Here is a 19832-nt window from a genome sequence, read left to right as displayed (position 1 = left end):
AAAATACCCCACATCTCTGTCCAATGCTAGGTTTAGGCTTGGGTGATGAGTGATGGATTTCAACCAGGCGGTCGGCCGCGCATTGCAGGCGTTACGCCTCAGCAAGGGACTGACGCAAAAGGATCTTCTTGGGGCCGTATCTTCTCAGTACTTAAGCGATATCGAGAGGGGTAAACGAGCACCGTCAATCGCGGTTTTAGCCCAGATTTGTGAACGGCTCGAAATACATGCGGCTGTGCCGGTGATCTTGGCGATGCACCTTATGAAACCATCAGAACCCCTGCACCATTCGCTGCAAGAGATTGAGAGACAGCTTCGTGCAGCAGGATTTGTAGCGCCCGACTAAGCTGTTCGATCTCATTAGGTTGCATCGTTTTTATAATCCAGTGCTGTCTCGCAATTAAGCACGGCAATGAAACGAGCGTTACCTATTAAATGTGCGGATTGATCGTGTCGGGGTCTTGGAGAGGCTGACTATGGCCGAAGCTGAGAGCTGTAGGACCGCCGTGTGATTCAGAAAAGGTCTACGCAAAAAAACTAAAAATGCGTAAATGGCAAAAAACCCTATGCAACTGAATTACATAGGGTTTTCTCTCACACATTTGGTCTAGCAAGCCAGTGACCTTCGCGTTACGAGTGCGCTGCTCTACCGGCTGAGCTACACGGGCGGTGGGCTAAAGCTAGCACTGCCTTGGACGTCCGGCAACTCACTGCTTTTCGAGGGCAATCACACCTTGCACCCAAAAGCGCGGCTGCAGGTGACCGTTGCTCAGGCCCATGTAGTGCTCGCTGCGCTCCGTGAGGTGGGGCACGTCACGAATCGCGACGAATACCAGCACGCCCACGGCCACGACACTCGCTGCCATCCACACGCGGTACAACGCCAGTACCGGGGCGACCGATGGAATGCGCCACATATGCAATGCCATCAGCCACCCGACCACCAGCGCCAGCCAGAGTTGCGACACCGGCATCACGATCACTCCATCCACCTGTGCCTGAGTCAGTGAGCCGATCAACGAGGCAAACAGGCACAGGCGCAGCAGGTCCACGGGCGCCAATGACAACGCACGCTCACGCAACACACCCACGGTTGCCCAACCCGCCCACGCAACCAGCGCAATCACGCACAGCGTCGACGGTACACCCCATTCGCTGGCCCACTGCAGAATCGCCTGGTGAGGGTGAGCGGCAATGTCGTTGGCGATGTCGGCAAAATGCATCGGCCCGAACCCCAGCCAAGGACGCTCAAGAATCATGTGCCAGGCCTGCCACCAGATAGGTCCACGCCCGGACAAACTGGTAGTCAGGCGGTCTACGGCAGCGTTGGAAATTTCAATCCCCAGGTACCTTGCCAACACGCTGAACACCAGCCAGTACAGCAACAAACCGCAGGCCAGTGCGGCCAACTGCCAGACCACCCAGCGGCGACCATGCAGCCCCAAAAACATCAAGACGAAGCCCGCAACGCCCATGCCGAGCCACGTGCCGCGGGTACCACCACTGATCGCGATCAGCCACCACACACAGAGCAACGCAAACACCGCGGCCCGCGCTGGACGAGCGACGTTTGAAACCAGCAAGGGAAGTGCCAGCAATGGCAGGGTGAAGGTCTGCAACTGACCGTAGAAGCGCTTATTGGAAAATCCGGACAACAGCAAATCGGGGTCTACAACTGATTCGCCGCTGGTAAAGGCGAGGACACCTGCGTGCAGATATTGAACACTTTTAATCATGCACAACAGCAATACGAACAGGATCAAGACGCGGTCCAGGGACTCATCTCCATTGCGCCTGGCCCGGCAGAAAGCCACGGCAATGGCGCCGCAACTGATGAGCAGCGCCAGTTCGGTCAACGCCCAGAGCGGCTGATGGGCCAACAGCGCCGAAACCAGGCCCGCCAACCCAATCAGCCACACCCCGAGCACTGTCGGCCTATCGACGCATCGCTCTGCCTGCGGCAGGCAGAGCCCATACACCACCGCACAGAGCGCCACTGATATCTGCACTGCACGTTGCCAGTCATGACTACTGAACGGCGCGCAGATAGCCAGCGTCAACAGACACATCACCACGAGAAGGAATGTGTTCCCTCGCTGCTGAACAGACAACGTCATCGGCAATTTCTACTTCCTTGTGGTGGCTGTAGAGCGGTTTACGCACACGCTCTCCATTGCTGCGTAAACAGTAGACGACCTTCGGATCAGGCGCCGCCGGAAGTACAACCTTTGGCAGCGTATTGGTCTTCTGCCGTGGTGGTGCACTTCCAGCCAGACGTCGCACTACGGGTCAAGGTGATGACTTTGCCCAGGACCGGCGCGGGTGCGTCGAGGATTTCACAGGCAATCGTGCCAGCGCCGGTGGCGATGTCGCCGGTCACGTCAATCTTGCAGTTGGCCGTTGGGCTGGTCCCGCCAATCAGCGCCAGGGTTGGTGGCGTACCTTGGTTCAGTGTGTCTTCAAAGCCCGCCTTCAACGCGGAGACCTCGGCCAACCCAGCAGTGAATTTGGCCTTGGCCTGGTGCTTGGTGTACATGGGCAGACCGATAGTGGCCAAAATGCCGATGATTGCCACGACGATCAATAATTCGATCAAGGTAAAACCTTTCTGACGCATCACATTCACTCTCCAGAATAAAACCTATCGCGAGGCGCATCCTGCACCCCGTCTCGGCAACCGCGCCAGTGTACTCACCCCCGCGCAGCCAATGCTGAACAAGACGCACAAACTGACATTTTTTCGCTCAAGGCGGCCCTGCCCGAATCCGTCACCTGACTAAGCTATAAATCTTCCACTGTCTGTGTGCGGAACTGCGAAATGAATGATGTTTCAGCGATCTATGCCTGGGAAGGCGTCAACCGCAAAGGGCGCAAGGTATCTGGAGAAACCAGCGGTCACAATCCTGCATTGATCAAGGCACTGCTGCGCCAACAGGGCATTAATCCGGGCCGCGTACGCAAAAAATCCGCGGGTTGGCCGAGACTCGCTCCGTTGGTCAAGCCTGCGGACATCGCCCTCTTCACCCGCCAGTTGGCAACGCTGTTGAAGGCCGGCATTGCGCTTTTACAAGCACTGGATATTATCGCCGATGGCTTCGAAAACCGTCATATGCGGGCGCTGGTACAGAGCCTGAAACAGGACATCGCCGCCGGCAGTAGCCTGGCTATCGCCCTGCAGAAACAGCCACGCTGCTTCGATGAGCTGTACTGCAACCTGATTGCAGCGGGGGAGCAGGCGGGGGCACTCGAAGCGCTACTGGAACGAGTCGCCACCCACCTGGAAAAAAGCGAGCAACTGAAAGCCAGAATCAAAAAGGCAATGACCTATCCCATGACGGTGCTGGCAGTCGCCACCCTTGTCAGTGCGATTTTGCTGATTCACGTTGTGCCACAGTTCCAGGGCCTGTTTGCCGGTGTGGATGCGCAGCTACCGGGCTTCACCCTGGGGGTCATCAGCTTGTCGGAGTTCATGCAGCACAACTGGTGGGTACTGATTTTGGTCGCGGGTACCGGTTTCGCCGGACTGCGCAAAGCCTATCGCTCGTCAACAGGCTTTCGCCACTGGCTCGATGCCCGTTTGTTGAAAGCCCCGGTGGCAGGCACACTGCTGAAAAAATCGGCGATCGCCCGCTACGCCCGCACGCTCTCGACCACCTTTGCAGCTGGCGTACCCTTGGTGCAAGCATTGGATTCCGTGGCCGGCGCTACGGGTAATGGACTGTTCAAACAGGCAATCAATCGTATGCGGCACGACGTATCCACCGGGACACAACTGAATGAATCCATGGCCGTAAGCGGCCTGTTTCCAGGCATGGCGATCCAGATGACCGCGATCGGCGAGGAGTCGGGCACCCTCGACAACATGCTGGAGAAAGTAGCCAGCCACTACGAGGCCGACGTCGACAACCTGGTGGACAACCTCACCAGCCTGATGGAGCCGCTGATCATGGTGGTACTCGGGGGCATCGTCGGGGCATTGGTGCTCGCCATGTACCTGCCGATCTTTCAACTCGGTACAGCCTTTTGAGCACACCACTGACTGAGATTCTTGTTTATCAACCCTGGGTGTTTGTATCTGGCGCGCTGGTGCTGGGCCTGATTGTCGGCAGTTTCCTCAACGTGCTGGTATGGCGCCTGCCGAAAATGCTGGAACGCGAATGGCGAGCCCAGGCCCATGAAGTCCTTGGCCTTCCCGCCGAGCCCATCGCGGCGCCCTATAACCTGATGCGCCCCAACTCCTGTTGCCCACACTGCAATCACCCGATTCGCCCCTGGGAGAATATTCCGCTGCTCAGCTACATGCTGCTCAAGGGGCGCTGCTCGAGTTGCCATCAACCTATCGGCGCACGTTATCCGCTCACCGAGTTGGCGTGCGGGTTGATCTCGGCGGTTGTCGCCTGGCATTTCGGTTTTGGCTGGGCGGCCGGCGCGGCAATGGTGTTTAGCTGGGGCTTGTTGGCGATGAGCCTGATCGACGTAGACCACCAGTTGCTGCCGGACGTGCTGGTGCTGCCGTTGCTATGGCTGGGCCTGATCCTCAACAGCTTTGGCGCTTTTGTGTCATTGCCCGATGCGCTGTGGGGCGCGGTAGCCGGCTACATGAGCCTGTGGTCGGTGTTCTGGCTGTTCAAGCTGATCACCGGCAAGGACGGAATGGGTTACGGGGATTTCAAGCTGCTGGCCATGCTCGGCGCCTGGGGCGGCTGGCAGATCCTGCCGATGACGCTGCTGCTGTCGTCCCTGGTTGGCGTGATGGGAGGCCTGATTCTATTGCGCCTGCGCAAATCCCAAGTATCGGTTCCAATGCCTTTTGGTCCGTATCTGGCAATTGCCGGCTGGATTGCATTGCTCTGGGGTGGTCAAATAACCGACTTCTATTTGCAGTCTGTCGGTTTCAGATGACCACTCCTGTTGCAACACCCTGGATTCTTGGCCTCACTGGCGGCATCGGCAGTGGCAAAAGCGCGGCAGCCGAACACTTCGTACGGCTTGGCGTGGACTTGATCGACGCCGACCACGCCGCGCGCTGGGTCGTCGAACCTGGGCGCCCGGCCCTGGCGCAGATTGCCGAGCACTTCGGTCCGAGCGTGCTGCGACCCGACGGGCAACTGGACCGCGGGGCGTTGCGCAAGCTGATCTTCGAAGTGCCCGGCGAGCGCCTCTGGCTGGAGGCGCTGCTGCACCCGCTGATCGCCGAGGAGATTCGCAGCCATCTGGCGCGTGCCAAATCGCCTTACGCGATTCTGGTGTCACCGTTACTGATCGAGTCCGGCCAGTACACCATGACCCAGCGGGTGCTGGTGATCGACGTGCCGCAATCGTTGCAGATTCAGCGTACCCTGCAGCGCGATGGCATCAGCGAAGATCAGGTACAGGCGATTCTCAAGGCCCAGGCCACCCGCGAAGATCGCCTGCGCCATGCCGATGACGTACTGGTCAATGACCAGGACTTGGCCCGACTGCATGCCGAGGTCGAGCGACTGCACCACTTTTACCTTACTTTGCGTGGAGGCCGATCATGAGCCAACCCTTGACCGTCGAATGCCCAACCTGCGGCGCACCCGTGGAATGGAAAGCGGAAAACCCCAACCGCCCGTTCTGCTCGGACCGTTGCAAACTGATCGACCTGGGCGCCTGGGCGTCGGAAGAACACAAGATCCCGGTCAGCCCGGACGCCGAGGACGAATTGTTCTCCGAAGATTTTCAGCCCAAACACTAAGGCCGCATAAAGCCATAGTCCTGCTGGTCGTCGAGATTCTCTGCAAGGTATTGCAGCTCGTCGGCCAGGTCTTCAAAACTGCGCACGCCCTTGCTCTGCTGCACCACCGCACTGAGCATGGCGCGCAGGGTCAAGCCCGGGTCAAAGCCGATTTCCTGCGCCGCGTCCTGGCTTCTGCGTAACTCCTGCCGTGCCCACTCGTACACACTCATGATTCCGTGCTCCTGGAAATTTTGCAGAGCATGCGACCACTGGCGTGTGCGGCATTTGACCTGGATCAAGGCCGCGGATCGTCATCCTTCCAGGGCGCCGAGAGGTAGCGGGTGCGGTTGAATGTCTCCAGCCACTCAGGGCAAAACACCACCAGGGCGCTGATCACCATGCCGTTGATAAAGGCCTCGGGGAAAATGATCAGCCATAGGTAGCCGACGAAATCCTCGATCCACTCCGGCATCGCGAAACGGCCGTCGAACCACAGCAAACCCAGGCCCGCCAGCAAGCACAGCAAGGCCGACAGCGCGGCGGCGAAAAAGCCCGAACAGAAGATATACACAAAGGGATTGCGCGGCTTCGCCCGTTCCACCAGCAGCGCACAACCTTCGGTGACCAGCACCGGCAATAGAACCAGCAGCATGCCGTTGATGCCGACGGCCGCCAGGTCCTGGCGACCAAGCAACACCAGGCCAAGCTGTGCGGCAAAACCACCGACGATCGCCAGGGGCCAATCAAGCAGCAAGGTCACGGCGGTCATGCCGATGAAGTGGTAGGACACCCCTGTATCGAAATCCCGGCGTACCAGCCACAACATAAACAGCGCGAACACTGTGCCAAACAGCAAGTGCTGGCGCCGCCGGTCGGCAAACAGCTCGACCCAGGGCGAACGCAGGAGCGCCCACATCACCACCGGCGCATACAGCAGCCAGCCGATACTGAGGGTTTCCGGCGCCAGCACCGCTGCGCTGATCACGGCTGCACCTGCTCCAGGGCCTGGCGCAGTTCAGCGGCGGAATCGTATTCGTGCTGCGCCACCAACTTCCCGTGATCCAGTTGCAGCCACAGCACTTTATCCACAGGTACTCGATAGCGCGGGGTTACACGGGCATCACGGTCGAGCATGACGCGATAGTTGTAGGCCTGCATGGCCGGTACCGCGAACATCTTCGCAATCAGCCGGGGCATACGCTGGATATCGGCGAGAAACACCGTGTGCCGTGCTTCCAGATAACCCTTGGGCTGACCCTGCAGCGCCGCGTCCACGATTTTGGCGGCGTCCATGCTGCGCGCCACCAGCAAGATTTGCGCCTGGTCATCCAGGGTGTAGGCCTGGTCGAACTGGTCAAGCAAGGTCCAGGGGGCAACACGCTCCCCCACTTCGACGGCCTGGGCCCATACGGGCAAAAGACTCAAGAACAGCACCACAAAAAACTTCACTGCATACTCCTTATGCCACGGGAAACTGTCGAATGGCCAGTCTACACCGACCTTTTGACGCGGGACTTCCTGCGGTCATCATTTGGACGCTAAGCTGGTGACATGGATGACTCAGATTATTTGCGCCTGCTCACCGTAGCGGCCGAACAAGCCAACGCGTTCCTGTCCAATGCCCGCAAATGGGAGCGTGAGCGATGGGTCTGCCAGCGCCTGCTACAAGGCTTGAACGTGCCCTACCGCGCTGAAGAATTCCACGCCGCCGGGCAAGAGCCGCCGGACGTGTTGTTTCGCGACGCCAGTTTCGAAGTGTTTTTCGTACTCGATGAAGGCCGGCGCCTGAACGATGAATGGCGCGACGAACTGCTGCGGCGGCGCAGCGCGTTCTCCCTGAGCCAACTGGTTCGGCGAGAAGCCAAGCCCCGGCGCATTCCCGCCCACGAATTCCTGTTGCGCTTGGCGCCCACCCTGCGCAAGAAGGCCCACAACTATAAAGAACGCGGGATGGACCTGGGGGAGCTGGACCTCATTGCCTTCGCCAGCCTCAAGCGCGAAGTACTGGACCTCAACAGTCATTTCCCGCCTCCCACCGAGTACCTGCGCCAGGGCTGGCGCTCGCTGTCCCTCGTGGGCCCGACGTTTGCCCGTGTGCTGTTCGCGCATCCGGACGCACCGGACTTCTTGCGCAACAATCTGGGGCGCAGCATAGTGTTTGATGTGGGCATCAGCCTGTGATCGGGTCAGCGGCTATGCTTCTGGCAATGCCGCCAATCACCTGACTGTAACGTGGCGCCCTTTAGCTACGTCTACCTGACGAGGCCTTTATGACCAGCCGCCTGAACCCCGACGACCAACAGCATGTCGAAGAGTACCTGCAGCTGTCCCAGAACCAAGTCGAGCGCAAGCCTTTCCGGCCCTGGCTGCTCCTTGCCGTGGTGCTGGTTGCAGTGATCGGCCTGGGTTTGCTGAGCCGCCTTTTGAGTTACCTGACGCTATGAGCTGCCTTGCGCTCGCTCGGGTAACCGCACCGATTTCTTTTAGCCTTGCGAGATATCCCCATGACCCATCGTATTATTATCGTCGGCGGCGGCGCCGGCGGCCTGGAGTTGGCTACCCGCCTGGGTAAGACTCTGGGCAAGCGCGGCACCGCCAGCATCACGCTGGTGGACGCCAACCTCACCCACATCTGGAAACCCCTGCTCCACGAAGTGGCGGCGGGCTCGCTGAACTCTTCGGAAGACGAACTCAATTATGTTGCCCAGGCAAAATGGAACCACTTCGAGTTCCAGCTGGGGCGCATGAGCGGGCTAGATCGCGAGCAGAAAAAAATCCAGCTGGCCGCCACTCTCGACGAAGAAGGCCGGGAACTGGTACCCGCGCGAGTGCTGGACTACGACAGCCTGGTGATCGCCGTCGGCAGCACCACCAATGACTTCGGCACCGAGGGCGCGGCGCAACACTGCCTGTTCCTCGACACCCGCAAGCAGGCTGAGCGTTTCCATCAGCAGTTGCTCAATCACTATCTGCGCGCCCACGCCGGGCAGACGGATGTGGTGGAGCAGATCAGCGTCGCCATCGTCGGCGCCGGTGCCACCGGGGTCGAGCTGGCCGCTGAACTGCATAACGCCGCCCATGAGCTGGCTGCCTATGGCCTGGACAAGATCAAGCCGGAAAACATGCACATCACCCTGATCGAAGCCGGCCCACGGGTGTTGCCCGCCCTGCCGGAGCGTATTGGCGGACCTGTGCATAAAACCCTGGAGAAACTTGGGGTGACCGTCCTGACCAACTCCGCCGTGAGTGAAGTGACGGCCGACGCCCTTATCACCAGCAGCGGCCAAGTGATTCCGGCCAGCCTCAAGGTCTGGGCCGCCGGCATTCGTGCGCCAGGGTTCCTCAAGGACATTGATGGCCTGGAAACCAACCGCATCAACCAACTGCAAGTGCTGCCGACCCTGCAAACCACTCGCGACGAAAATATCTTCGCTTTCGGTGACTGCGCCGCCTGCCCGCAACCCGGCACCGACCGCAATGTGCCGCCACGGGCCCAGGCGGCTCACCAGCAGGCGTCGTTGCTGGCCAAATCGCTGAAACTGCGGATCGAGGGCAAGGAGCTGCCGTCGTATAAGTACACCGACTACGGTTCGCTGATCTCGCTTTCGCGTTTTTCGGCGGTGGGTAACTTGATGGGCAACCTGACAGGCAGCGTGATGCTGGAAGGCTGGCTGGCGCGGATGTTTTATGTGTCGCTGTACCGCATGCACCAGATGGCGCTGTATGGCTTCTTCCGCACAGCGATGCTGATGCTGGGGAGCAAGATTGGGCGAGGCACTGAGCCGCGCCTGAAACTGCACTGACAGCACCTTCCCGGATAGGACTCGGTTAGTGTGGGAGCGGGCTTGCTCGCGAAAGCGGTGGTTCAGTGCCAGATGTACTGACTGACACACCACTTTCGCGAGCAAGCCCGCTCCCACACTTGTTTTGTGGTGCGGCCAGGATTCCGCGCACAAAAAAAATCCCCGTATCTTTCGATACGAGGATTTCTAATATGGTCGGGGTAAGGGGATTCGAACTCCTGACATCCTGCTCCCAAAGCAGGCGCGCTACCGGACTGCGCTATACCCCGGTAAAAAAAAGGCGACCTCTCAGTCGCCTTCTTCGATCAGCGCTTTTGGCCTCTGATCTTAAGATTCGATTCCAGCGTTAACTGGTCTCAAAAATGGTGGGTCGTGTGGGATTCGAACCTACGACCAATTGGTTAAAAGCCAACTGCTCTACCAACTGAGCTAACGACCCAAATATGGTCGGGGTAAGGGGATTCGAACTCCTGACATCCTGCTCCCAAAGCAGGCGCGCTACCGGACTGCGCTATACCCCGGTTTTGAAATTGGCTCCGTGACCAGGACTCGAACCTGGGACCCAATGATTAACAGTCATTTGCTCTACCGACTGAGCTATCACGGAACTACATATTTCAAAGTGTTACGTTGTTGCTTGTTACCTTCTCTTCGACGCTTCCGTATCGCTACGTTAGTGTCTCTGAGGCGCGCTATTCTACAATCTTAAAAACCCCTGTCAACCCTTTAAATTGCTTTTAAGACAATGATTTGCGCTTCTTTCTGATTTCTTCTTGGGGAGAAGAAACCGTTGGGCTGACGTTGCTGCGGGGCGCACTTTACAAGCCTTTGCCTTACAGTTCAACGCCCTATCGAAAAAAAAGGCCCCGCAATGCGGGGCCTCTTCTTATAGCAGTACCACTCGAGCTTAGTGGAAGACGATTTCGTCGTTCTCCACCGTCGCCTCGACGCTGGTGCCCGGCATAAAGCTGCCCGACAGGATGAGCTGTGCCAGCGGGTTCTCGATCCAGCGCTGGATCGCACGCTTCAACGGCCGTGCGCCATACACTGGGTCGTAACCGACGGCGATCAGCTTGTCCAACGCCTCGCGGCTCAGCTCCAAAGACAACTCGCGCTCCGCCAGACGGCTGCGCAGGCGGCCCAACTGGATCTCGGTGATGCCCGCGATCTGATCCCGCGCCAGAGGCTCGAAGATTACCACTTCATCGACCCGGTTGATGAACTCCGGCCGGAAGTGGCTGGTCAGCGCATCCATCACGGCTGCGCGCTGGGCTTCACGATCACCCACCAGTTCCTGGATCTGTACCGAGCCCAGGTTGGAGGTCATCACGATCACCGTATTGCGGAAGTCCACGGTACGTCCGTGACTGTCCGTCAGGCGGCCATCTTCCAGCACTTGCAGCAACACGTTGAACACATCCGGGTGGGCCTTCTCGACCTCGTCCAGAAGGATTACCGAGTAAGGCTTACGCCGTACCGCCTCGGTCAGGTAACCACCCTCTTCGTAGCCTACATAGCCTGGTGGCGCCCCGATCAAGCGGGCCACGGAATGTTTCTCCATGAACTCGGACATATCGATCCGCACCATGGCCTCTTCAGTATCAAAGAGGAACTCGGCCAAGGCCTTGCACAGCTCAGTTTTACCCACACCGGTAGGGCCGAGGAACATAAACGAGCCGCTCGGACGGTTCGGGTCGGACAACCCGGCCCGTGAACGCCGTACCGCGTTGGACACCGCAATCACCGCCTCGTCCTGGCCGATGACGCGCTGGTGTAACAGGCTTTCCATCTTCAACAGCTTGTCGCGCTCGCCCTCGAGCATTTTCGACACAGGGATCCCGGTCCACTTCGAGACGACTTCGGCGATTTCTTCCTCGGTCACCTTGCTGCGCAGCAACTGGTTCTCAGGCTTGCCGTGCTGGTCGACCATCTGCAGGCTGCGCTCCAGATCCGGGATCACCCCGTACTGCAACTCGGCCATGCGGTTCAGGTCGCCTTTACGACGGGCGGCTTCCAGCTCCTGACGGGACTGCTCGATCTTCTGCTGGATCTGCGCAGAACCCTGCACCTCGGCCTTTTCCGAGGTCCAGATTTCTTCGAGGTCCGAATACTCACGTTCCAGGCGAACAATTTCTTCCTGGAGTTTTTCCAGGCGTTTCTTCGCCGGCTCGTCCTCTTCTTTCTTCAGGGCCTGGGACTCAACTTTCAGCTGAATCAGGCGCCGATCCAGACGGTCCAGCACTTCGGGCTTCGAATCGATCTCCATCCGAATGCGGCTGGCCGCTTCGTCGATCAAGTCGATGGCCTTGTCCGGCAACTGACGGTCGGTAATGTAGCGATGGCTCAATTTCGCCGCCGCAATGATCGCGCCGTCGGTGATCGCGACTTTATGGTGGACCTCATACCGCTCTTTCAGGCCACGCAGGATGGCGATGGTGTCTTCTTCGCTCGGCTCTTCCACCAGTACTTTCTGGAAGCGACGCTCAAGGGCCGCATCCTTCTCGATGTACTGCCGGTATTCGTTCAGCGTGGTCGCACCGACGCAATGCAACTCACCCCGCGCCAATGCTGGCTTGAGCATGTTGCCCGCATCCATCGAACCTTCGCCTTTACCGGCGCCGACCATGGTATGCAGTTCGTCGATAAACAGAATGATCTGCCCTTCCTGCTTCGACAGTTCGTTCAGCAGGGATTTCAGGCGCTCTTCGAACTCGCCACGGAACTTGGCACCGGCAATCAGCGACCCCATGTCCAGGGACAGCAGGCGCTTGCCTTTAAGGCCATCCGGCACTTCGCCATTAATGATGCGTTGGGCCAGGCCTTCGGCAATGGCGGTTTTACCCACGCCAGGTTCGCCGATCAGCACCGGGTTGTTCTTGGTGCGACGCTGCAGGACCTGGATGGTGCGACGAATCTCATCGTCACGACCGATCACCGGGTCGAGCTTGCCCTCTTCGGCGCGCTTGGTCAGGTCGACGGTGTATTTGTCCAGCGCTTGGCGAGACTCCTCGTGGTTAGGGTCATTTACCGCTTCGCCGCCACGCAGATTGTTGATGGCATTTTCCAGGGCTTTCTTGCTCACGCCCTGGCCCAGCAACAATTTGCCAAGCTTGCTGTTGTCGTCCATCGCGGCGAGCAGCACCACTTCACTGGAAATGAACTGGTCACCCTTCTGCTGGGCCAGGCGGTCTGCCTGATTCAACAGGCGCGCCAAATCCTGGGACATGTTCACGTCGCCAGTAGGATTTTGGATTTTCGGCAGTTGGTCGAGCTCTTTGCTCAACTCCTTGCGCAGGCTGTTGACGTCAAAGCCCACCTGCATCAGCAAAGGCTTGATGGAACCGCCTTGCTGCTCCAGGAGCGCTTGCATCAAGTGCGCAGGCTCAATGGCCGAATGGTCCAGGCCAACCGCCAGAGATTGGGCGTCAGATAAAGCCAACTGCAATTTGCTGGTTAAACGATCAATACGCATTAGTCACCTTCCTTTTGAGCAGGCCGGAGCTATGAACAAACACATCCTGAATGAAGAAACCTGCCAGATACCCTTATAGATGGGGTGGATTCTGGAAGATTCAAGCTACGGATAGTTGACGCAGGTCAGGAGAGTCTAGCGTTCCAGCCAGATAAGGGAGGCAAACCGACCGGTGCGCGCGTTGCGACGGTAGGAATAGAAACGGGGATCGGTCACGGTACAGAAGCCGCCACCGTACACAGCAGTGACGCCGCGGGCGGCAAGGCGCAGGCGGGCCAGTTGGTAAATGTCGGCCATGAACTTGCCCGGGTTCTGACTGGGGACGAACGCCTCAATCGTTTCCGGAAGTTGCTGCATAAAGGCTTCACGCACTTCCGGGCCCACTTCAAAGGCTTGCGGGCCGATGGCCGGGCCAAGCCAAACCAGCACTTCACCAGGTTCGTCATCCAGGCTTTCGAAAGCGGCTTCCAGGACACCCGCAGCCAGGCCACGCCAACCGGCATGGGCAGCCGCGACGCGGGTGCCGGCGCGATTGCAAAACAAGGCAGGCAGGCAATCAGCCGTCATTGATGTGCAGGCGATGCCTGGGGTGCTGGTCCAACTGCCATCGGCTTCAGCAGTTCGGCCAGGATCAGCCTCAACCACAACCACACCGTGAACCTGACGCAGCCAGGCCGGCTGGATATTGAAGGCATCGGTGAGGCGACGACGATTTTCGAGAACGGCTTCGACGCTGTCCTCGACATGATCGCCGAGATTGAGGCTGTCGAACGGCGCCACACTGACGCCGCCCGCACGGGTAGTGACGCAGGCTTTCACCCCGGCCGGCGCGGGCCAGTCAGGAATCAGCCAGTCACTCATCCGATAAACGCCTCACGATCCTGCTTGAGCAGCGACAACAACCAGACAAAATCGTCTGGAAGTGGCGATTCCCAGCTCATCCGCTTACCGCTCGTCGGATGATCCAGTTCCAGGAAGCGTGCATGCAGTGCCTGGCGCGGGAAGGTTTTCAGCGAATCAACCATGGTTGCACTGGCCGCCGGGGGAATACGGAAGCGGCCACCGTAGGCCGGATCTCCGACCAACGGGAAGTTGATGTGCGCCATGTGCACCCGAATCTGGTGGGTACGACCGGTTTCCAGCTTGACCCGCACGTGGGTGTGGGAGCGGAAACGCTCGAGCACACGGTAGTGGCTGACAGCTTGCTTGCCGCCTTCCATCACCGCCATGCGCTGGCGCTGCTGGCCGTGGCGACCGATCGGGGCATTGATTTTGCCACCTGCGGTTACTACACCGATCACGATGCATTCGTAGATCCGGCTGACGCTGCGGCTCTGCAGTTGTGTGACCAACTGCGTCTGCGCCTGAATGGTCTTGGCCACCACCATAAGGCCAGTGGTGTCCTTGTCCAAGCGGTGCACAATGCCGCAGCGCGGGACATTGATGATGTCCGGCACGTGGTGCAACAAGGCGTTGAGCAGGGTGCCATCAGCGTGCCCGGCGGCCGGATGAACCACCAGGCCTGCGGGTTTATTGATCACCAGGATGTCGTCGTCTTCATAGACGATGTCCAGTTCAATGTCCTGGGCGATCCATTCTCCCTGGGCTTCCTGCTCGGCAGTCAGCTCAAGAATCGCACCACCATGGACTATGTCTCGCGGGCGGATAACCGCTCCATCCACAGTCAGGCGGCCGTCTTTGATCCAGGCGGAAAGGCGCGAGCGCGAGTGCTCAGCGAATAATTGTGCGGCGACTTGATCGAGGCGTTGGCCGCCCAATTCGGACGGCACCTCTGCGCGAAGTTCAATTTTATCGGACATGCTCAGACTAGGCGTGGCACAGCCTTTGGTTTCGGCTGCGCGCTTGTGGTTAAATACGGCGTCTTTTGCCCCGAGGCTTTCCAAGGGGCGCTCATCATAACAGGACGGCCCCGCCCAAGACAGCGGCCGTCATAGGGACGCAAGCCGCCATGCAAGTGAAACACCTGCTGCTGATCGCCATCCTCGCCATGACTGCTGCTTGCTCGTCAACAAAGGAAGTCGTCGACGAAAACCTGAGCGAGGTCGAGCTGTACCAACAAGCTCAGACCGACCTGAACAACCACAGCTACACCAGCGCTACGGCAAAGCTGAAGGCACTGGAGTCGCGGTATCCGTTCGGGCGCTACGCCGACCAGGCCCAGCTCGAGCTGATCTACGCCAACTACAAGAACGCCGAGCCGGAAGCTGCCAAGTCCGCCGCCGAGCGTTTTATCCGCCTGCACCCTCAGCACCCGAACGTCGACTACGCCTACTACCTCAAGGGCCTGACCTCGTTTGACCAGGACGTTGGCCTGCTGGCGCGCTTCCTGCCGCTGGACATGACCAAGCGTGACCCGGGCGCTGCCCGCGACTCCTATAACGAGTTCGCCCAGCTGACCAGCCGCTACCCCAACAGCCGCTACGCGCCGGACGCCAAGCAGCGCATGATCTATCTGCGCAACCTGCTGGCTTCGTATGAGATCCACGTAGCCGACTACTACCTGACCCGTCAGGCCTATGTCGCTGCCGCCAACCGTGGCCGCTATGTGGTGGAAAACTTCCAGGAAACCCCATCGGTGGGTGACGGCCTGGCCGTGATGACCGAGGCTTACCAGCGCCTGCACCTGGACGCCCTGGCGGCCACCAGCCTGGAAACCCTGAAGCTCAACTACCCGGACCACCCAAGCCTGAAGGATGGCCAGTTCGTGCCACAGGTTGCCGAAGCGGACAACCGTTCGTGGCTGAGCAAGTACACCCTGGGCCTGATCGAGTCCCGTCCACCGCTGCCGCCGGGCGAAACCCGCGCCAACCAGGACATCATCAAGCAATACCAGGACGCCAAGGATTCGATTCCATCGGACCTCAAGCCTCGCGACGAAAACGGCGACGTGATCGAAGAACAAGGGCCTCAAGCCCTGGGCAACAACGAAGACCGCTCGTGGTTCAGCTACATGACTTTCGGTGTCTTTGACTGATTGTTGACCGCGATGCAAAAAGGGAGCTCTTGAGCTCCCTTTTTTATTGCGCAAAATTGCGCTGTGCGCCTGTCACGTCCTTGGCTAAACTGCCGCATTCCTTGTCGAGAAGCTGCCCACCATGGTTCGTCTACTGTTCTGGATCGCCGTTATTGCTGCCGCGGTATGGTTTTGGCGCAAATTCAAAAGCCCGGCCGCCAAACAGCAGCGGCCCAGCGAGCAAGGCCCGATCCAAATGGTTCGTTGCGCCCACTGCGGCCTTCACCTGCCACAGGATCGCGCCTTGAGCCAGCGCCAGGAATGGTATTGCACCCAGGCGCATCTGGAGCAAGGGCCGAAATCTATCCAACGTTGATCCGGCCTGCTGGCGCGTACGGCGCCGGATCAATGATCGGCTTACGCTCCAGCAACAAATCGGCAAACAATTGGCAGGACGCCGGCGCCAGCACCAGGCCGTTGCGATAATGCCCGCAGTTGAGCCATAGCCCATCAAACCCTAGCACCTTGCCAATATAGGGAATGCCTTCCGGCGACCCGGGCCGCAAGCCGGCCCAATGCCCCACCACCTCGGCATCGGCCAGGGCAGGAATCAGCTCTACAGCAGAGGCTTTCAGGCTTTCCAGTGCGGAATCGGTGGGCGTCTTGTCGAACCCCTCATGCTCCAGCGTACTGCCGATCAGGATGTGACCGTCTCGCCGGGGAATCGCATAACGCCCCTTGGCCAGGACCATGCACGACAGGAAGTCCGACGCGCATCTGTACAAGATCATCTGCCCCTTGACCGGCTCCACGGGCAATACCAGCCCAAGGCTACCCAGTAACTCACCGCTCCAGGCTCCGGCAGCAAGCACGACCTGATCGCCACGGATCGGCCCGAGCGCCGTAGTCACCCCGACAACCTTACCGCCCTCCTGAATAAACCCTTGAACCGCGCATTGCTCGTGAATCGTCACTCCCGGCAGGGCCAACAAGGCCGCCTTGAGGGATTTGACCAACCGCGGATTACGCACATTGGCCACATCCGCCATATAGATCGCCTGGGAAAAACCGGCACCCAGCACCGGTACCGCGTCATGGGCAGCGGAAATATCCACCTTGCTCAGCGGGCGCCCTTCGCGGGCTGCCCAGGCAAGCGCCTCGGCCTCATCCTCCAGGTCCAGCCAATACAGGCCAGTGGTGTGGACTTCCGGGTCAACGCCGGTAGCCGCGAACAGACGCGCTGCCAATTGCGGGTAAAAATCCTGGGACCAGTGCGCCAGGGCCGTCACCGCCGGGCTATAGCGCCATGGGTACAGCGGGGAAACAATACCGCCGCCAGCCCAGGAAGACTCCTGCCCGACCGCGGAGCGATCCAGCAGCACAACCACCTGCCCCTGGGACGCCAGGTTGAACGCCGTCAACAAGCCGATTACCCCACCACCCACAACCACTACTTGCTGTTGCTTAGCCATTGTTCGATCCAGCCGATAAAAAGAAAAAGGCACGCCCGGCGCCCAATCGTCCAGCTTCCTCATCATTGCCCCCAGCACGCCTTGTGCGTCATATCAGGCGCGGCGCCCGGATTGCTTCGCGCACCGGCACTGGTGAGGCTGAAGGCTGCACAGGGATCGCCCGCCATCACCGAGTCAACTGCGGGCGTGGCAAGCAGAACGAAATCCTGAGGGTTCAATGCAGGAGTGATTCTATAGCGATCGTTGCCGGCGATGACGCCAGTTGCATCAATAAAAGTGCCATTCCTCGAGTAATAACGCTCAAGGTGCTGAGCTTGCTCGGTCAGCAACCCGGCAATTTCGGCGCGATAGACCTTTTTCATATGGCTCGTATAGCCGGGATAGGCGACGCTAACCAGAAGGCCGATGATCGCCACGGCGACCAATAATTCGATCAGGGTGAAACCAGTGCAATCCTTGCTCATCGTGCTGCTCACCTATTGAAGTTGTCGCCACATGATTCGTCGAAAACGCTCACCGGCGCCGCTGCCCACGCGCGCATACACCGTCTCCAGGACGGAACGCGAATGACCGCTGATTCCCACCGACGTCACTCGATAAAGGGTGGCTTGGGTCTCTGCCGGGAGATGAGCCAAGCCCATCCCCTGCCCCAGGTTTTGAATACCGTAAACGCCATCTTTCATCCCCACCCACGTGACAGCCGACACGGGGTTCGTCCCTGGTCCCACTACCGAAACCGACTCGGGAGGGGGTGCACACGCAACAGTTGAGTGGCAAGGACGCAGGGCAAAACCAGGCGCCTGCACCACGGACTCTCCAAGCCTGAGGCCGCTTTCGGCCAGCTGAAACGACTGATTGCGCTGTCGAACGCTGCCGGTCATTTTTTCTTGCGAGATGGCCCCCTGCATCGAAGATACCCCGAGGAGCGCCAACAACAGCAGGAACACCAGGCTGATCAGCAAAACCATGCCTGCCTGCCTCGAACGAGAGCGGTTATAACCCATGGGCGAGCTACTCCAGACGATTACGTAGCGCAGCTACAACGCTGTAGGTCTGGTCTTTCACGAGCCCATTTGGGTCTTGAAGCGTCAGCAGAACCCGCACACTGCGTATAAGCGACTCGTCACCGGGGCTAGGGTCGTATCGGCTGACAACCGTTGACCCCGCCTTCCCGGCCACCCCGAAACTGATATCGAAAGCCCCCACGTTATCCACCAGTACCGCCTTGCTCGGGGCTGCCAGTGTGCTGAGCTTCAATTGCCCGCCTTCGAAGGTGTAAGTCAGCTTGCGCAGTGGAAAGCGGATCTGCCCGGGTGCCGCTGCCGGCGGGCTTCCTCCATAGGCCTGGGCAGAACCGGTGCAATCGGAAAGCACCGTCCAGTCAGGCTTGCTGCCGCCCTCTCCGACGTCAGCGGTCACCAGTGTCAGGGACCGAGAGTTGCCGGTAGAGCTCCAACCGATGGGGCGGTCGAACCCTGCGGGAGCGTTGCTGATTGATGCGGTGGACAGGCAACCGAACATGCCTGCCTGGCGTATTTCCTGAATCAGTTTGCCCAGGACAAACCGTGCATCATCCTGCAACAACGAAGCCGCGCGCTGGCTGGCATGAGTGGTACGGGAGCTGAGCGCAATCTGGGTCACCCCCATGATCAGCAGCAGGCCGAGAGCCAATGCAAGCAGCAACTCCACCAGGCTGAAACCGCGAGCAGCGCCGGTCATGGCAACCCCCTCGGGTCGACGGCGACCCGGCTGGTCAGGGTGAACGTTTCCCGGGCGCCTTGAGCCTTGGCTCCACGGGAGTCGTCCCAACTGATACTGATGGTCACCTCTCGCTGATTGACCGCAACCGAACCCTTGGCGCTCTCCCCCGCAAATCCTGCGATGTTGGCTTCAAAATCGTGCAGGTCCAGATCACGGACACTCGCGACAGAAGTACTGGGGGGCGCACGCTCGCTCTGCCCCCAGGAGTAATCAGCGCCCGAGTTGGCGCGGATCCGGTCGAGCATGTCGTACGCGATGAAACTGGCCTGGCTGGTCATCCTGGAACTGTCGGTGTATTTCAGCGCATTGAGCTGAATCACCGCAGCCCCCAGCAGGCCGACGGCGAGGATCAGCACAGATACCAGGACCTCGATCAGGGTCATCCCGGCCTGGGTCGGTTGGTGGCGAGGTGTTACGGAGCAAGCGTTCATTACCATCGTCATCCGTGTCGAAGGTCATCAAAGGCAGCGGAAAATCTGCGGTGCGAGGCAAGATTAGCGCCGGTCTCGTCTGAGCGCTGCACCCCGGAACAATGGGAAATACTTTGGACAGGATGGCCATCATTCAACGCCCCAGCCTGGGCGCTATAACTATGTCTGCCATCCGGCACTGACTGAAAAAAGCACACCGCGTCCACGGAGGGACGGCA

23 protein-coding genes and 4 tRNA genes are annotated in these 19832 nt (G+C 59.4%); 10 read left to right on the top strand and 17 right to left on the bottom strand.

Annotation, left to right across the window (positions count from 1 at the left end; all coding sequences use genetic code 11):
• Positions 1-52: 52 nt before the first annotated feature.
• On the top strand, positions 53-346 hold the full coding sequence (locus BLU46_RS20760) for a helix-turn-helix domain-containing protein (protein WP_093204968.1): 294 nt from the start codon (positions 53-55) through the stop codon (positions 344-346).
• 361 nt (positions 347-707) lie between these two features.
• Here BLU46_RS20760 and BLU46_RS20755 read toward each other — a convergent pair whose 3' ends face one another.
• Both BLU46_RS20755 and BLU46_RS20750 read right to left on the bottom strand, forming a co-directional pair.
• Positions 708-2117, bottom strand: a complete 1410-nt coding sequence (locus BLU46_RS20755; protein ID WP_063027062.1) for an O-antigen ligase family protein — start codon at positions 2115-2117, stop codon at positions 708-710.
• An 86-nt stretch (positions 2118-2203) separates the two neighbouring features.
• Positions 2204-2617: a pilin gene (locus tag BLU46_RS20750; RefSeq protein ID WP_093204963.1), complete on the bottom strand. Its 414-nt coding sequence runs from the start codon at positions 2615-2617 to the stop codon at positions 2204-2206.
• A 201-nt stretch (positions 2618-2818) separates the two neighbouring features.
• Here BLU46_RS20750 and BLU46_RS20745 point away from each other — a divergent pair, with 201 nt between their 5' ends.
• The 4 genes from BLU46_RS20745 to yacG are packed head-to-tail and all read left to right on the top strand — an operon-like array spanning position 2819 to position 5719.
• Positions 2819-4027: a type II secretion system F family protein gene (locus BLU46_RS20745; RefSeq protein WP_093204958.1), complete on the top strand. Its 1209-nt coding sequence runs from the start codon at positions 2819-2821 to the stop codon at positions 4025-4027.
• A complete protein-coding gene (locus tag BLU46_RS20740; protein WP_373568946.1) occupies positions 4024-4902 on the top strand; it encodes a prepilin peptidase in 879 nt (292 codons plus the stop codon). The genes BLU46_RS20745 and BLU46_RS20740 overlap by 4 nt, the downstream gene beginning before the upstream one ends.
• Positions 4899-5522 (top strand): dephospho-CoA kinase, encoded by a 624-nt coding sequence (gene coaE / locus BLU46_RS20735; protein ID WP_017477788.1) that lies wholly within the window; start codon positions 4899-4901, stop codon positions 5520-5522. Before BLU46_RS20740 ends, coaE begins: the two co-directional genes overlap by 4 nt.
• Positions 5519-5719 (top strand): DNA gyrase inhibitor YacG, encoded by a 201-nt coding sequence (gene yacG, locus BLU46_RS20730; RefSeq protein WP_063027056.1) that lies wholly within the window; start codon positions 5519-5521, stop codon positions 5717-5719. Before coaE ends, yacG begins: the two co-directional genes overlap by 4 nt.
• On the opposite strand, the gene BLU46_RS20725 is transcribed toward yacG, so the two are convergent.
• The 3 genes from BLU46_RS20725 to BLU46_RS20715 all read right to left on the bottom strand — a co-directional run bounded on the left by BLU46_RS20725 (position 5716) and on the right by BLU46_RS20715 (position 7150).
• Entirely contained in the window at positions 5716-5931 is a 216-nt protein-coding gene (locus tag BLU46_RS20725) for a hypothetical protein (RefSeq protein WP_003215917.1), read from the bottom strand. The genes yacG and BLU46_RS20725 overlap by 4 nt on opposite strands.
• A 65-nt stretch (positions 5932-5996) precedes the next feature.
• Positions 5997-6686, bottom strand: coding sequence for an energy-coupling factor ABC transporter permease (locus tag BLU46_RS20720; RefSeq protein ID WP_063027054.1), 690 nt, complete (start codon positions 6684-6686; stop codon positions 5997-5999).
• Positions 6683-7150, bottom strand: coding sequence for an FAD/FMN-containing dehydrogenase (locus tag BLU46_RS20715; RefSeq protein WP_093204954.1), 468 nt, complete (start codon positions 7148-7150; stop codon positions 6683-6685). Before BLU46_RS20715 ends, BLU46_RS20720 begins: the two co-directional genes overlap by 4 nt.
• A gap of 102 nt (positions 7151-7252) precedes the next feature.
• Here BLU46_RS20715 and BLU46_RS20710 point away from each other — a divergent pair, with 102 nt between their 5' ends.
• The 3 genes from BLU46_RS20710 (at position 7253) to BLU46_RS20700 (ending at position 9504) form a co-directional block, all read left to right on the top strand.
• On the top strand, positions 7253-7882 hold the full coding sequence (locus BLU46_RS20710; RefSeq protein WP_008437312.1) for a DUF1780 domain-containing protein: 630 nt from the start codon (positions 7253-7255) through the stop codon (positions 7880-7882).
• An 89-nt stretch (positions 7883-7971) separates the two neighbouring features.
• Complete coding sequence (locus BLU46_RS20705; RefSeq protein ID WP_010174986.1) at positions 7972-8145, top strand: DUF3094 family protein; 174 nt, start codon at positions 7972-7974, stop codon at positions 8143-8145.
• A gap of 60 nt (positions 8146-8205) precedes the next feature.
• Positions 8206-9504, top strand: a complete 1299-nt coding sequence (locus tag BLU46_RS20700; RefSeq protein WP_093204951.1) for an NAD(P)/FAD-dependent oxidoreductase — start codon at positions 8206-8208, stop codon at positions 9502-9504.
• Positions 9505-9696: 192 nt separating this feature from the next.
• Here the strand turns inward: BLU46_RS20700 and BLU46_RS20695 are convergent.
• The 7 genes from BLU46_RS20695 to rluD all read right to left on the bottom strand — a co-directional run bounded on the left by BLU46_RS20695 (position 9697) and on the right by rluD (position 14796).
• Positions 9697-9773: transfer RNA gene (locus BLU46_RS20695), tRNA-Pro, on the bottom strand.
• Positions 9774-9867: 94 nt separating this feature from the next.
• Positions 9868-9943 (bottom strand) — tRNA-Lys (locus tag BLU46_RS20690).
• Between the two features lie 5 nt (positions 9944-9948).
• Positions 9949-10025: transfer RNA gene (locus tag BLU46_RS20685), tRNA-Pro, on the bottom strand.
• Between the two features lie 10 nt (positions 10026-10035).
• Positions 10036-10111, bottom strand: a tRNA-Asn gene (locus BLU46_RS20680).
• Between the two features lie 300 nt (positions 10112-10411).
• On the bottom strand, positions 10412-12976 hold the full coding sequence (clpB, locus tag BLU46_RS20675) for an ATP-dependent chaperone ClpB (RefSeq protein ID WP_063027048.1): 2565 nt from the start codon (positions 12974-12976) through the stop codon (positions 10412-10414).
• 135 nt (positions 12977-13111) lie between these two features.
• A complete protein-coding gene (pgeF, locus tag BLU46_RS20670; protein ID WP_093204948.1) occupies positions 13112-13837 on the bottom strand; it encodes a peptidoglycan editing factor PgeF in 726 nt (241 codons plus the stop codon).
• Entirely contained in the window at positions 13834-14796 is a 963-nt protein-coding gene (gene rluD / locus BLU46_RS20665) for a 23S rRNA pseudouridine(1911/1915/1917) synthase RluD (RefSeq protein WP_003215899.1), read from the bottom strand. Before rluD ends, pgeF begins: the two co-directional genes overlap by 4 nt.
• Before the next feature lie 149 nt (positions 14797-14945).
• Here rluD and BLU46_RS20660 point away from each other — a divergent pair, with 149 nt between their 5' ends.
• Positions 14946-15971, top strand: a complete 1026-nt coding sequence (locus BLU46_RS20660) for an outer membrane protein assembly factor BamD (protein ID WP_063027044.1) — start codon at positions 14946-14948, stop codon at positions 15969-15971.
• A gap of 121 nt (positions 15972-16092) precedes the next feature.
• The gene (locus tag BLU46_RS20655; RefSeq protein WP_081253077.1) at positions 16093-16326 is read left to right on the top strand and encodes a PP0621 family protein; all 234 of its coding nucleotides are present in this window, start codon (positions 16093-16095) and stop codon (positions 16324-16326) included.
• Here the strand turns inward: BLU46_RS20655 and thiO are convergent.
• The 5 genes from thiO to pilV all read right to left on the bottom strand — a co-directional run bounded on the left by thiO (position 16313) and on the right by pilV (position 19614).
• The gene (gene thiO / locus BLU46_RS20650; RefSeq protein ID WP_093204945.1) at positions 16313-17422 is read right to left on the bottom strand and encodes a glycine oxidase ThiO; all 1110 of its coding nucleotides are present in this window, start codon (positions 17420-17422) and stop codon (positions 16313-16315) included. The two genes, BLU46_RS20655 and thiO, sit on opposite strands and share 14 nt — an antisense overlap.
• A 62-nt stretch (positions 17423-17484) precedes the next feature.
• A complete protein-coding gene (locus tag BLU46_RS20645; RefSeq protein WP_063027038.1) occupies positions 17485-17886 on the bottom strand; it encodes a type IV pilin protein in 402 nt (133 codons plus the stop codon).
• Positions 17887-17898: 12 nt separating this feature from the next.
• Positions 17899-18426 (bottom strand): pilus assembly PilX family protein, encoded by a 528-nt coding sequence (locus tag BLU46_RS20640; protein WP_093204942.1) that lies wholly within the window; start codon positions 18424-18426, stop codon positions 17899-17901.
• A 7-nt stretch (positions 18427-18433) separates the two neighbouring features.
• Positions 18434-19141 (bottom strand): PilW family protein, encoded by a 708-nt coding sequence (locus BLU46_RS20635; RefSeq protein WP_093204938.1) that lies wholly within the window; start codon positions 19139-19141, stop codon positions 18434-18436.
• On the bottom strand, positions 19138-19614 hold the full coding sequence (pilV, locus tag BLU46_RS20630) for a type IV pilus modification protein PilV (RefSeq protein ID WP_063027032.1): 477 nt from the start codon (positions 19612-19614) through the stop codon (positions 19138-19140). The genes BLU46_RS20635 and pilV overlap by 4 nt, the downstream gene beginning before the upstream one ends.
• Between the last annotated feature and the right edge of the window lie 218 nt (positions 19615-19832).

The organism is Pseudomonas yamanorum (assembly GCF_900105735.1).
GTDB lineage: Bacteria > Pseudomonadota > Gammaproteobacteria > Pseudomonadales > Pseudomonadaceae > Aquipseudomonas > Aquipseudomonas yamanorum.
This window is presented reverse-complemented; position numbering and strand designations above follow the sequence as displayed.

Coding starts and splice junctions, on each gene's coding strand:
- BLU46_RS20760 (WP_093204968.1), top strand. CDS start 53: ATGGATTTCAACCAGGCGGTCGGCCGCGCATTGCAGGCGTTACGCCTC.
- BLU46_RS20755 (WP_063027062.1), bottom strand. CDS start 2,117: ATGACGTTGTCTGTTCAGCAGCGAGGGAACACATTCCTTCTCGTGGTG.
- BLU46_RS20750 (WP_093204963.1), bottom strand. CDS start 2,617: ATGCGTCAGAAAGGTTTTACCTTGATCGAATTATTGATCGTCGTGGCA.
- BLU46_RS20745 (WP_093204958.1), top strand. CDS start 2,819: ATGAATGATGTTTCAGCGATCTATGCCTGGGAAGGCGTCAACCGCAAA.
- coaE (WP_017477788.1), top strand. CDS start 4,899: ATGACCACTCCTGTTGCAACACCCTGGATTCTTGGCCTCACTGGCGGC.
- yacG (WP_063027056.1), top strand. CDS start 5,519: ATGAGCCAACCCTTGACCGTCGAATGCCCAACCTGCGGCGCACCCGTG.
- BLU46_RS20725 (WP_003215917.1), bottom strand. CDS start 5,931: ATGAGTGTGTACGAGTGGGCACGGCAGGAGTTACGCAGAAGCCAGGAC.
- BLU46_RS20710 (WP_008437312.1), top strand. CDS start 7,253: ATGGATGACTCAGATTATTTGCGCCTGCTCACCGTAGCGGCCGAACAA.
- BLU46_RS20705 (WP_010174986.1), top strand. CDS start 7,972: ATGACCAGCCGCCTGAACCCCGACGACCAACAGCATGTCGAAGAGTAC.
- BLU46_RS20700 (WP_093204951.1), top strand. CDS start 8,206: ATGACCCATCGTATTATTATCGTCGGCGGCGGCGCCGGCGGCCTGGAG.
- clpB (WP_063027048.1), bottom strand. CDS start 12,976: ATGCGTATTGATCGTTTAACCAGCAAATTGCAGTTGGCTTTATCTGAC.
- pgeF (WP_093204948.1), bottom strand. CDS start 13,837: ATGAGTGACTGGCTGATTCCTGACTGGCCCGCGCCGGCCGGGGTGAAA.
- rluD (WP_003215899.1), bottom strand. CDS start 14,796: ATGTCCGATAAAATTGAACTTCGCGCAGAGGTGCCGTCCGAATTGGGC.
- BLU46_RS20660 (WP_063027044.1), top strand. CDS start 14,946: ATGCAAGTGAAACACCTGCTGCTGATCGCCATCCTCGCCATGACTGCT.
- BLU46_RS20655 (WP_081253077.1), top strand. CDS start 16,093: ATGGTTCGTCTACTGTTCTGGATCGCCGTTATTGCTGCCGCGGTATGG.
- thiO (WP_093204945.1), bottom strand. CDS start 17,422: ATGGCTAAGCAACAGCAAGTAGTGGTTGTGGGTGGTGGGGTAATCGGC.
- BLU46_RS20645 (WP_063027038.1), bottom strand. CDS start 17,886: ATGAGCAAGGATTGCACTGGTTTCACCCTGATCGAATTATTGGTCGCC.
- BLU46_RS20640 (WP_093204942.1), bottom strand. CDS start 18,426: ATGGGTTATAACCGCTCTCGTTCGAGGCAGGCAGGCATGGTTTTGCTG.
- BLU46_RS20635 (WP_093204938.1), bottom strand. CDS start 19,141: ATGACCGGCGCTGCTCGCGGTTTCAGCCTGGTGGAGTTGCTGCTTGCA.
- pilV (WP_063027032.1), bottom strand. CDS start 19,614: ATGAACGCTTGCTCCGTAACACCTCGCCACCAACCGACCCAGGCCGGG.